Origin of the sequence: Streptomyces sp. NRRL S-340, assembly GCF_000720185.1 — a bacterium.
Lineage (GTDB): Bacteria > Actinomycetota > Actinomycetes > Streptomycetales > Streptomycetaceae > Streptomyces.
Map to the genome: position 1 here is coordinate 88695 of NZ_JOIY01000019.1, position 11222 is coordinate 99916.

An 11222-nucleotide genomic window follows, 5' to 3' on the forward strand; every position below is an offset into this window, starting at 1 on the left:
TCACCGCTGCCCCCGTCACTTGACGCAAGCAGCGGCAATGGGTTGCATACGTTCTGTGATCGTGCACCCTGCTCCAACCGTCTGTTCACGTCTGTCCGTCAGGACACCGCTGCGGGCAGGGGGCGCCGCGCCGTGGATCCGGTGATCGTCGTCGGAGCGGGGCCCGTCGGGCTCACGCTCGCCCTGGCGCTGGCACGTCAGGAAGTGCCGTCCGTCGTGCTCGACGAGACACCGGGCACGGAGCCGGTGCGGGCGGCGCGCACCGTCGTCCTGCGCGAGGACACCGCCGCCCTCGTGGAGCGGCTGGCCGGTACCCCGCTCGGCCGGGCCGGACTGCGCTGGGCCGGGTGGTGGTCCATGCGCCGCAAGCAGGTGACCGGCGAGGTCGCCTTCGACGCGGCCGATCCGGCGCCGCTGCACATCGCCCAGCACGACCTCACCGGCGCCCTGCGCGCCGCCGTGGCCCGCGAGCCGCTGGTCGAACTGGCCACCGACAGCCGGCTCGACGCCCTGGAACAGGAGACGGCGGGCGTGAGCGCGCACACCCGTGGTGCCGCCGGCACCTGGTGGCGCGGCAGCTACCTCGTCGGCTGCGACGGACCGCGCTCGACCGTGCGCAAACTCCAGGACATCCGGTTTCCCGGCCGCACCGCCGTCGAGCGGTACGCCGTGGCCGCGCTGCGCACCGCGCTCCCTCGGCCCGAGGAAGCGTTCCTCCACCGGAACCCGCCGTGGCGGACGTCCGGCCCCTCTGCCGGTGAGATCACCGCTCGGCCGCTGCCGGACGGCGTGTGGCGCCTCGACTGGCTGCTGCCGCCCGGCAAGGACCTGGTCACCCCCGAACTGCTGCTCGCCCGCATCCGCGAGACCCTCACCGGCTGGACCGGCGAGAGCGCACCGGCGTACGAACTGCTGGACACCGGCGTGCACACGGTGCATCACCGGGTGGCCCGCCGCTGGCGCAACGGACGCGTCCTCCTGGCCGGGGACGCGGCGCACCTGCTGGGCGCGTTCGGCACCCAGGGACTGGACGAGGGACTGCGCGACGCCGACAACCTCGCCTGGAAACTGGCCCTCGCCTGGCACCACGGCCCGCACGAGGCGCTGCTCGACAGCTACCAGACGGAGCGGCGGGCGGTCGTCGCCTCCCGGCTGCGCGCCGCCGACCAGCTGCTGCCCGTGCTGCGCGGGGGCGGCGGGCTGCGGTCCTACGTCCCCGGGGCGGCGCGCGGACACGACGCGTCGCTGATGGACGGCCACCTGGGGCGCGGAACCCTGGGTGCGCCGGGGGCGTACGCGGACTCGCCGCTCGCCCCCCCGGGCTTCGAGGCGGAGGCACCCGTGGACACGCCCCCCGGAGCAGCGGTCGCGGACGTGGTGGTGACCGCGGAGGACGGCTCGTTCGTACCGCTGCGGGACCGGCTCGGCCGCGGGGCGCTGCTGGTCGTGCTGGTGGCGCCGGGCACGGTGGTGTGGGAGCGCCGGCACTGGGTGAGCGCCGGGATCATGCCCCGGCTGGCCGCCGCGGTGGCCGCGCTGCCGCACCCCGCCGAACTGCTGGTGGCCGAGAGCTACCCGGGCGCGGCGCCGCACACCGTGCTCCTGGTGCGCCCCGACGGGCACCTGGTCACCGCGCTGAGCGGGGTCCGCCCCGCCGACCTGTACACCGCGGCCGAGGCCACCCTGGGCGGCGCGGCACCCGCCGGTGCCCGGGCGGAGGCCGGCGCCCACTGAGACACCCGACCGGGGGAGCGGACAGGCCGTCCCGGCACGACCGGTCCGGGCCGCGACGTGGCGTGGCTCGGGCGGCCTGGAGGTTCTGGGTGGCCTGGGTGGCCTCGGCGTCCTGGGGTGGCTCGGGGGCCTGGGGCGGTTCGGGGCCTGGGGCGGTTCGACGGCCTGGCGTAGCTCGGGGACCTGGGGCGGTTCGGAACCTGGGGCGGTTCGGGACGTTCGGGGGCCTGGGGCGGTTCGGGACGTTCGGGGGCCTGGGGTGGCTCGGGGGCCTGGGGCGGTTCGGGACGTTCGGGGGCCGATGGTGGCTCGGGGGCCTGGGGCGGTTCGGGATCTGGACGCCCTGGGGTGGCCTCTGAACGGCCACTCACCGTCACCGTCGTCCGCATGGTGACAGTGTGTTGACCGCTTCCGTCCCCCATGGTGTACTCCGGATCGTGACCGGCACCGATGTGCGCCTGTGGCGGAGGGTCCATATGGACCTCCTCCGCTATGCGGGCTGCGTGTGTCGCCCGTCCCGCTGAATTCGCGCCCTCTTCTGCTTCTCTCTTCCGCGCGCCGACGCCTGCGCAGCGCTGTTCACGCGCTGTGTTCCCGTGTCGTGGCTCCACGGCTGCTCCCTCACCACGCTGTTCTGCGCAGGGGTGCCGTCGCGCGCGTTCCGCGAACCCACTTCAGGACGGTGTGCATGTCTGTCTTCTCCTCCCCGTCGGCCCCCGCCCCCTCCCCCGCCCCCACCGCCTCCCTTCCCGCCGCACCCACCACTGAGCCGCCCACGCAGGCGGAACTCCTCGACTTCGTCCGACGCGCCGCCGCCGACGCGGAGCTGATCGCCTCGCTGCCGCTCGACCCCGAGGGCCGCACCTGGGTCCGTCTGGACGGGCCCGGGGGCAGTGAGGCCTGGCTGATCGGCTGGCCGCCCCGCACCGGTACCGGCTGGCACGACCACGCCGACTCGGTCGGCGCCTTCGTCACCGCCACCGGCGAACTCACGGAGAACTCGCTCGCCGCACGGCTGCCCACCGACGGCTGGAAGACCCTGGAACTCACCGAGGGCGTCGACCGCGAACGACGGCTGCCGGCCGGTCGGGGGCGCGCCTTCGGCCGACACCACGTCCACGAGGTGCTGAACGAGTCGAGCGACCGGCACGCTGTGTCTGTGCACGCCTACTACCCGCCGCTGCCCCGGATCCGCCGTTACAGCCGCTCCGGACCGGTGCTGCGCCTGGAGCAGGTGGAGCGCCCCGAGGACTGGCAGTGAGCAGCGATGCGACAGACGCGAAAGGACCGGCAGTGAGCGACGTGAACGAAGAGCAGACCGGGATCGACGAGTTGCTGGAACAGGTGCGCCGCACCTACGTGCGGGTCGAACCGCACGAGGCGTACGCCGCCGCCCGGACCGGCGAGGCCCTGCTGGTCGACATCCGCTACGCCGCGCTGCGGGAGCGGGACGGGCTGGTGCCCGGTGCTCTGGTCGTCGAGCGCAACGAACTGGAGTGGCGGCTTGATCCCCAGGGCAGCCATCGCCTACCCGAGGCCACCGGTCACGACCTGCGCGTCGTCGTCATCTGCAACGAGGGCTACGCGTCGAGCCTCGCGGCCGTCTCCCTGCACCAGCTCGGTCTGCGCCGGGCGACCGACCTGGCCGGCGGATTCCAGGCGTGGCGATCGGCCGGTCTTCCGGTCCTGGCCCCGGCCCTCCCCTGAGACCCCGGGCCTGATTTTCGGGGTCCCGGGCTCGGACTCCACCTTCCGGCTCGGGACCCTGGGCACCGGTGGCACCGTCCCAGCCTCGGCTCCCGGGCTCGGGCGTCGCACACCGGCAATCGCCTCTCTGGGCTGGGGCCTGGGCTCCGGCAGCGGCCTCACCTCTCGCCCCGGGCGTCGGCCCAGCTCGCGTCTCGGGCTCCGGCGTCAGCCCTCCTCCTGGGGACGCCTCAGTACCCCTCCTCCCCGAGGAACTCGGTGTCCTCGCCCTCCTCCTCCAGTGCCTGGCGCACCACCCGCAGGGCCAGGCCCTGGGAGTAGCCCTTGCGGGCGAGCATGCCCGCCAGACGGCGCAGCCGTTTGTCACGGTCCAGGCCCCGGGTGGAGCGCAGCTTGCGGGTGACCAGGTCCCGCGCGGTGGCTTCCTCCTGCTCGGCGTCGAGCCGGCCGACGGCCTCGTCGATCAGCGCCCCGTCGACCCCCTTGGTACGCAGTTCCTGGGCGAGCGCACGACGGGCCAGTCCACGCCCGTGGTGCCGGGACTCCACCCAGGCGTCCGCGAACGCGCTGTCGTCGATCAGCCCGACCTCCTCGAAACGGGACAGCACCTCCTGCGCCGCGTCGTCCGGGATCTCCCGCTTGCGCAGGGCGTCCGCCAGTTGCTTGCGGGTGCGCGGGGTCCCGGTGAGCAGGCGCAGACAGATCGCCCGTGCCCGCTCCACCGGGTCCCCCGGAGACTCTCCCTGTTCGGCCCTCGGCGAGGAAGAGTTGTCTCCGTCCACCGCGGACGCCGCGCCGGTGCCCCGCCGACGACGCCCGCGCCCGCCGTACGGCCCGCCGTCACGCGAGCCGCCCCGGCGTGCGCCACCTGTGCCGGAGCCGGACGCGCCGCGTGACCCGCCCTGGGCCCGGCGCCGCCCGGCACCGCGCCCGTCGCCTCCGTACGCGTCGGCGTCGTGGGGGTCATGAGGGTCGTGTCCGTGGACGTCTCCCCCGTGGACGTCGTCCCCGTGAACTACCGGACCGGTGGACGCGCCGGCACCGAGGCGGTCTCCGGTGCCCCTCCCCCGTGGGGCACCGAAGGCCGGGTCCGCGTACCCGTCCTCGTCCTCGGGCCAGTCCGTTCGCCGTGTCACGGTCAGCTCTTGGCGGTGGCGGCCTTGGGCTTGGTCGCCTTGGCGGCCGCCGGGGCGGGCACCGTCTTGGCCGCGTCACCCGTGGCGGTGGCTGCCGTCGCGTCCGCGTCCGGCTCGGCGGCGGGCTCCTCCGGACGCACGCCGACGCCCAGCTTCACCTTGATCTTCTTCTCGATCTCGTTGGCCAGGTCGGGGTTGTCCTTCAGGAAGTTGCGCGCGTTCTCCTTGCCCTGGCCGAGCTGGTCGCCCTCGTACGTGTACCAGGCACCGGCCTTGCGGACGAAGCCGTGTTCCACGCCCATGTCGATCAGGCCGCCCTCACGGCTGATGCCCTGGCCGTAGAGGATGTCGAACTCCGCCTGCTTGAAGGGCGGCGCGACCTTGTTCTTGACGACCTTGCAGCGGGTGCGGTTGCCGACCGCCTCCGTGCCGTCCTTCAGGGTCTCGATGCGGCGGATGTCGATGCGCACCGAGGCGTAGAACTTCAGCGCGCGGCCACCGGTCGTGGTCTCCGGCGAGCCGAACATCACGCCGATCTTCTCGCGCAGCTGGTTGATGAAGATCGCGGTGGTCTTCGACTGGTTGAGCGCGCTGGTGATCTTGCGCAGGGCCTGGCTCATCAGACGGGCCTGCAGACCGACGTGGCTGTCGCCCATCTCGCCCTCGATCTCCGCGCGCGGCACGAGCGCGGCGACGGAGTCGATGACGATGAGGTCGAGCGCGCCGGAGCGGACCAGCATGTCCACGATCTCCAGCGCCTGCTCGCCGTTGTCCGGCTGGGAGAGGATCAGGTTGTCGATGTCGACGCCGAGCTTCCTCGCGTACTCGGGGTCGAGGGCGTGCTCGGCGTCCACGAAGGCGACCTGGCCGCCGGCCCGCTGCGCGTTCGCCACTGCGTGCAGGGTCAGGGTCGTCTTGCCGGAGGACTCCGGGCCGTAGATCTCCACGACGCGGCCGCGCGGCAGGCCGCCGACGCCGAGGGCCACGTCGAGCGCGGTCGACCCGGTCGGGATGACCTCGATGGGCTCGTTCGACCGCTCGCCCATGCGCATGACCGCGCCCTTGCCGAATTGCCGTTCAATCTGTGCGAGCGCGGCGTCCAGCGCCTTCTCGCGGTCGGTTCCTGCCATGGGTTCCACCCGATTTGCTTGAGTCGATCGCTTCACGTCAAAGACGCTAACGCCTGCCACTGACAATGCGCCTCGACGCCCGTCCGGCCTGTGGATAACCAGAGGGCAAAACGCCCTATAGGTGGGCGAAATCCCCTCGGTTGAGCCTCACCGGCGCCTCCATAAGAATGGATGTTCGATTTTCGTGTCAAGCGCACCACGCACCACCCCAGCCCCGGGGACCGGCCCCTGAACCAGCGCCGTCCCCGCCTGCTCCCAACGGGGTACAACAGGTGCCTCCACCCGGACGACGCCGGGAGGCGGCGCCGCCGTGAGGCTGCCGCCATGGCAGTCCCCACTCCCCCGCCGCGCCCGTCACACCTGACCATGGAGACACCCTCTGACACGGCGGTGTCGATGACGCTCGCCGTGGGCGGCGGGGTCCTCGTGGTCCTCCTGACCGCGTTCGCCCCGGCGTCCCTGCGGCGCCGTCCCGAGGGGCCCGCGGGGACGGCCCCCGCGCTGCGCTCCGGGGTCGCGGTCCTGCTCGTCGCCCTCGCCTCGGGTACCGCGATGATCGCGCGCGGGGCGGTGCCGACCCGGACCGGTCACCAGGAGGCGGCGTACCGCTCGGCGGCCCCGCTCAAGCCGCTGCACGACGTGAGTCTGCACGCCGCCTGGTACTGCCCGCGCCGGCCTGGCTGCCCTCCCGCGCCGCTTCGGACACACAGGTCCGTGGGCGGACCGTCGCCGCCGCGGCCGGCGTCTGTGCGGCGGCGGTCGCCGGCGCCGCAGCCCGGGCGGGCCTCAGCCTGTGACGTCCCGCCGGTTCACTCGCCGGTGGCGCCTTCCTCGGCCACCGCGGCGCCCCCGGTCTCCGCCGCCCGGGTCCCGGCCACCGCCGCCGCGGTACCGGACTCCTGCCGGGCGGCACCCGGCTCCTGGGTCCTGGCCGGCTCCGCCGCCCACAGCCGTCGTACGCGGGTGCGCAGGGCCGGTGCCGGGGTCCGGGTGCGGTGACCGTGGACGCGGGGGTCGTCGGTGACGGCGTACCGCTTCACGTACGCCCCCAGGAAGGCCTGCAGGGTGGCGACCGCCGGGATGGCGATCAGCGCACCGACGGCACCGAGCAGTGCGGTGCCCGCGATGACCGAGCCGAAGGCGACCGCCGGGTGGATGTCGACGGTCTTCGCGGTCAGCTTGGGCTGCAGCATGTAGTTCTCGAACTGCTGGTAGACCACGACGAAGACCAGCACCCACAGCGCGTACCACGGGTTGACCGTGAAGGCGATCAGCATCGGCAGGGCGCCCGCGAGATAGGTGCCGATGGTCGGGATGAACTGCGACACGAGGCCCACCCACACGCCGAGCACGGGCGCGTACGGGACGCCCAGCGCCTGGAGCAGGACGTAGTGCGCAACCCCGGAGACGAGCGCCATGAGACTGCGCGAGTACAGGTAGCCGCCCGTCTTGTCGACGGCGATCTCCCACGCGCGCAGCACCTCGGCCTGGCGGGCGGGCGGCAGCACCGAGCACAGGGCACGGCGCAGCCGCGGCCCGTCGGCGGCGAAGTAGAACGAGAACAGGCCGATCGTGAGCATCTGGAAGAGGCCGCCGAGCACCTGCGTGGACACGTCGAGCACACCGGCGGCGCCGTTCTGCGCGTACTTGCGCAGCCAGTCGGAGTGGAGCAGCCCTTCCTGGATGTCGACCCGCCGCAGCTCGGTGTGGAACTTCGCGTTGACCCAGTGGATGACGGAGTCGAGGTACTCGGGGAAACCCTCGACCATCTTGATGATCTGCCCGGCGAGCATCGACCCGAGCAGGGTGACGAAACCCGCGACGGCGACCGTCAGGCCCAGGAAGACCAGGAAGGTGGCGAACCCCCGGCGCATGCCGCGGGCCGCCATGCGGCTCACCGCGGGTTCGATGGCCAGGGCCAGGAAGAACGCGATGAGGATGTTGACCAGCAGGCCGGTCACCTGGTGGAAGGCCCAGCTGCCGAACTGGAAGGCGGCCACGAGCGCGAGGGCGAGCACCATGGCGCGGGGCAGCCAGCGCGGCATGCGCGCGGTCGGCCGGGCAGCGCCCTCGGCGGGGGGCCGGGGAGGCGGTGTCGTACCGGTCGGGGTGGTGTGCGGGGTCGTCTGCCCGGACTCGTCAGTGGGTGCCACCATGCCAGTGTCGCCCACGCCACCGACAGTCCCGTACGGCCCGGCCGCCTTTGTGACCGGTCAGCGTCTTTCCCCTGGGACGTTCATCACGTGGCAGACCACGCGCCAGACGTCCTTGGCCTCCCAGCCGGCCGCCAGCGCCTCGTGCACCGTGCGCCCGCCCAGTTCGGACATGACGTGATCGCGCGCGAAGGTTTCGGCGTACCCGGCACCGAAGTGCTCCGCCATCCGCTCCCAGAAGACCGTCAACCGCATGCCCCCAGTATCCCGCCCCTGGGAGTGACCCCCGGCCGGGACGGCCTGCGCGGACGGTGGGGCACCCTACGGTCTGAACCATGGCCGAGACAGGAGCCCTCACCCCTTCCCCGCCGCCCCCGGCGGGGACACCGCTGCTCCGCGCGGAGCACTTCGTGTGGCACACCGCGCGCGTACTGGAACAGCGGCTCTTCGCACACCTCTTCCTGAACGGCGACGCGGACCCCGTGGAGACCGCCCTCGACGCCTACGCCAACGACGACGGCGGCTACGGCCACGCCCTGGAGCCGGACCTGCGCGGTCCGGCCAGCCGGCCGCCGCACACCGCGCACGCCCTGCACGTCCTGGACGCCCTCGGGCGGTGCAGCGGCCGGCGTGTGGAGCGCGTGTGCCGCTACCTGACCTCCGTGTCCACCCCGGAGGGCGCGCTCCCCGCGGTCCGCCCCGGCGGGTACGACCGTCCGGCGGCCCCCTTCGTGCCGGCGCCGGCCGACCCGCCGGGCGACCTGGCGGCCACCGGTCCGGTGGTCGGCCTGCTGCACCGCAACGACGTGTGGCACGCCTGGCTGTTCCGGGCGACCGACTTCTGCTGGCAGCGGATCGAGTCCCTCGGCACCCCCCGCCCCTGCGAGGTGCAGGCGGCCGTCGCCTTCCTGGACGCCGTACCCGACCGCACACGCGCGCGGGCCGCCGCCGGCCGGCTCGGTGCCCTGGTGCGTGAGCAGCGGCTCGCGGTCCTGGACGCGGGCTGCCCCCAGGACCGGCCGGCCGCTGCGGGCCGCGCGCCGGGAGAGCACCACTTCCCGCACGACTTCGCGAGGACACCGGACTCCCTCGCGCGCGCGTGGTTCACCGACGAGGAGATGGCCCGTTCGCTCGACCTCCTCGCCGCCCGGCAGCAGGAGGACGGCGGCTGGCCGGTCACCCGGCGCCGGTCGGCTCCCGGTGCCGCCCTGGAGGCGCGGTCCATGGCGACGATCGAGGCCCTGCGCACCCTGAGAGCCCACGGTCGTGCCCTCGGCTGAGGGCGTCCCCTGCCTTCCTCAGCCCCCCATGGCGCGCACCCCGGCGGTCACCACCACGGCAGCGGCGACGATGACCAGGAAGGGCGCCCGCAGGAACAGTGCCACGGCGGCGGCAGCCAGGCCCGCCGCCCTGGCGTCCAGGACGAGGACGCGTCCGTCGGAGAACGTCTGCTGCGCGGTGAGGGCGGCGAGCAGGGCGACGGGGAGCAGCGCGGCGAGCCGCCGCACCAGGGGCCGCTCCAGGGCTCCCGCCGGAACGAGCAGCCCGGCGAGCTTGACGGCGTAGCAGCCGAGTGCGGTCACGGCGACCGCGGTCCAGGTGTTCACCGGTCTTCCTCCCGTACATCGCTCCGGGGCCGTACGTCGTTCTGGGGCCGCGCATCGTTCTGTGGCCGTACGCCGCTCTGTGCGCCGCCCCTGCGGCGGCCCTCGAGGTACAGCACGGCGGGTGCGGCCAGGGCTGCCACCAGGACCGGCACGCCGGCCGGCAGGACGGGCAGCGGACCGAGCCCGAGGAGCACCGCCACGGCGGCCACCGCGCGCTCCGTCGCGGTCTTCAGCATGGGCGCGAGCAGGGCCAGGAACACGGCGGGCCCGGCCGCGTCCAGACCCCACGCGCGGGTGTCCCCGACGGCCTCGGCTCCCAGGGCGCCGAGCAGCGTGGTGAGGTTCCACAGGACGTAGAGGGTGACCCCGGTGACGGTGAAACCGATCCGCGCGCTGCGCCGGCCGGGCTGCGCGAGGGCCACCGCGGTGGTCTCGTCGATGACCCAGTGGGCGGCGAGGGGCCGTGCCGCGCGCGGGAGGGCCAGCAACTGGGAGAGCCTCAGCCCGTAGAACGCGTTGCGGACCCCGAGGAAGAAGGCGCCCGCAGCGGCGGTGAGCGGGTTGCCCCCGGCCGCCAGCGCCCCGACGAGGGCGAACTGCGAGGCGCCGGTGAACACCAGGAGGCTGAGCACGCAGGTCTGGAGCAGGGTGAGCCCGCTGCCCGCCGAGGTCACCCCGAAGGCGAACCCGGACAGTCCTACGGCGACCCCGACCCCGAGGGCGTCCCGGACGACGGCGGAGTCCGGTTTCCCCCCGCCGGCTCCGTCCGCGCCGGCCGCCCCGCGGCGGCCGGCGCGCATGTCTGCGCAAGCTGTCTCTTCTGCCACGCACCGGACGGTAGGAGAAGGCGCGACCGCGCGTCTTGTACGTTCTTGCGCTCGCGCTGGTAGGCACCCGGGGGGACGCCGACGATCCGGGAGAAGTGCCGGCTGAGGTGGGACTGGTCGGTGAAGCCGACGGCCGCGGCGACGTCGGCCGGCGCGGTGCCCGCCTGAAGCAGCCGCAGCGCCCGGCGCACCCGGGCGTCGGTCAGCCAGGTGTGCGGCGGCATCCCGTAGGCGTCCCGGAAGGCCCGCAGCAGGGCGAAGGGGCTCGCCCCCAGCTCCGCCGCCAGGGCTTCCAGCGTCGGCGGCCGGGTCATCCGCTCCTCCAGGACGGCACGCGCGCGTGCCGCGATGCCGTGCCCCGCCGTGCGGACCTGGCGCTGGGGCAGGGTGCCGCCGTTCAGACGCAGCAGCCGGGTCACGGCGACCCGCAGCAGCGTGTCGGCGGCGAGCGCGTTCCCCTCGTCCGCCGCGCGCAGCACCTGGTGCACCAGGTGGGCGGCGTAGGGGTCGTCGAGCACCGGGTTCACGAAACTCGGTGTGCCGCGGAGCGTGGTGGTCTCCGCGGCGATCTCGGCCACCAAGCCGGGCGCCGGGTACACCGCGCCGTAGCGCCATCCCTCGGGCACGCCCGCGCGGCCCGTGTGCGGTGTGTCCGGATTGACGAGCGCGAGGGCGCCCGTCCCGGCGTACTGGTCGGCCCCGCGGTGGTGGAACACCTCGACGCCCTCGGCGATGGCGGCGATCACGAAGTGCTCGTGGGTGTGCCGTACGAACTCCTTGCGGACGTAGCGGGCACGGAGCAGATCGACACCCGGCAGTTCCTCGTACTGCCAGTGCCGGGCCCGTTCCTCGCTGCGTTCCGCCACACGTCGATTCTCCGTCGCCGCCGGCTCCGATGCGTCCCGCGCACCTCTCAGGGCGTGGCAAA

General features: G+C 73.8%; 12 protein-coding genes and 1 pseudogene. 6 read left to right on the top strand and 7 right to left on the bottom strand.

Features of this window, described 5'->3' with window-relative positions; all coding sequences use genetic code 11:
• The first annotated feature begins 132 nt into the window (after window positions 1-132).
• The 4 genes from IG64_RS16890 to IG64_RS16900 all read left to right on the top strand — a co-directional run bounded on the left by IG64_RS16890 (window position 133) and on the right by IG64_RS16900 (window position 3441).
• Window positions 133-1734, top strand: a complete 1602-nt coding sequence (locus tag IG64_RS16890) for an FAD-dependent monooxygenase (protein WP_037856837.1) — start codon at window positions 133-135, stop codon at window positions 1732-1734.
• Between the two features lie 452 nt (window positions 1735-2186).
• Window positions 2187-2258: a putative leader peptide gene (locus tag IG64_RS43085; RefSeq protein ID WP_324609579.1), complete on the top strand. Its 72-nt coding sequence runs from the start codon at window positions 2187-2189 to the stop codon at window positions 2256-2258.
• A 164-nt stretch (window positions 2259-2422) separates the two neighbouring features.
• The gene (locus tag IG64_RS16895; RefSeq protein ID WP_037856839.1) at window positions 2423-2995 is read left to right on the top strand and encodes a cysteine dioxygenase; all 573 of its coding nucleotides are present in this window, start codon (window positions 2423-2425) and stop codon (window positions 2993-2995) included.
• A 32-nt stretch (window positions 2996-3027) separates the two neighbouring features.
• Window positions 3028-3441 (top strand): rhodanese-like domain-containing protein, encoded by a 414-nt coding sequence (locus IG64_RS16900; RefSeq protein WP_037856840.1) that lies wholly within the window; start codon window positions 3028-3030, stop codon window positions 3439-3441.
• A gap of 230 nt (window positions 3442-3671) precedes the next feature.
• Here the strand turns inward: IG64_RS16900 and recX are convergent, their stop codons facing one another.
• On the bottom strand, window positions 3672-4577 hold the full coding sequence (recX, locus tag IG64_RS38865; RefSeq protein ID WP_078884051.1) for a recombination regulator RecX: 906 nt from the start codon (window positions 4575-4577) through the stop codon (window positions 3672-3674).
• A 2-nt stretch (window positions 4578-4579) separates the two neighbouring features.
• A complete protein-coding gene (gene recA / locus IG64_RS16910; protein WP_037856845.1) occupies window positions 4580-5707 on the bottom strand; it encodes a recombinase RecA in 1128 nt (375 codons plus the stop codon).
• A gap of 351 nt (window positions 5708-6058) precedes the next feature.
• On the opposite strand from recA, the pseudogene IG64_RS42225 reads away from it, so the two are divergent.
• A pseudogene (locus tag IG64_RS42225) lies at window positions 6059-6504 on the top strand (hypothetical protein); the annotation flags it as partial.
• A 12-nt stretch (window positions 6505-6516) separates the two neighbouring features.
• On the opposite strand, the gene IG64_RS16915 reads toward IG64_RS42225, so the two are convergent.
• Window positions 6517-7860, bottom strand: coding sequence for an AI-2E family transporter (locus IG64_RS16915; protein ID WP_107474276.1), 1344 nt, complete (start codon window positions 7858-7860; stop codon window positions 6517-6519).
• A 60-nt stretch (window positions 7861-7920) separates the two neighbouring features.
• On the bottom strand, window positions 7921-8115 hold the full coding sequence (locus IG64_RS16920) for a DUF3046 domain-containing protein (protein WP_037856847.1): 195 nt from the start codon (window positions 8113-8115) through the stop codon (window positions 7921-7923).
• Between the two features lie 80 nt (window positions 8116-8195).
• Between IG64_RS16920 and IG64_RS16925 the strand changes: the two genes are divergently transcribed.
• Window positions 8196-9140: a hypothetical protein gene (locus IG64_RS16925; protein WP_037856850.1), complete on the top strand. Its 945-nt coding sequence runs from the start codon at window positions 8196-8198 to the stop codon at window positions 9138-9140.
• A gap of 18 nt (window positions 9141-9158) precedes the next feature.
• Here the strand turns inward: IG64_RS16925 and IG64_RS16930 are convergent, their stop codons facing one another.
• The 3 genes from IG64_RS16930 to IG64_RS16940 are packed head-to-tail and all read right to left on the bottom strand — an operon-like array spanning window position 9159 to window position 11160.
• Window positions 9159-9467 (bottom strand): AzlD domain-containing protein, encoded by a 309-nt coding sequence (locus IG64_RS16930; RefSeq protein ID WP_037856852.1) that lies wholly within the window; start codon window positions 9465-9467, stop codon window positions 9159-9161.
• Window positions 9464-10267, bottom strand: a complete 804-nt coding sequence (locus tag IG64_RS16935; RefSeq protein WP_051812989.1) for an AzlC family ABC transporter permease — start codon at window positions 10265-10267, stop codon at window positions 9464-9466. The genes IG64_RS16930 and IG64_RS16935 overlap by 4 nt, the downstream gene beginning before the upstream one ends.
• Window positions 10165-11160 carry an AraC family transcriptional regulator gene (locus IG64_RS16940; RefSeq protein WP_037856853.1) on the bottom strand — a complete coding sequence of 332 codons (996 nt, stop codon included), beginning with the start codon at window positions 11158-11160 and terminating at the stop codon, window positions 10165-10167. Before IG64_RS16940 ends, IG64_RS16935 begins: the two co-directional genes overlap by 103 nt.
• Window positions 11161-11222: the final 62 nt, after the last annotated feature.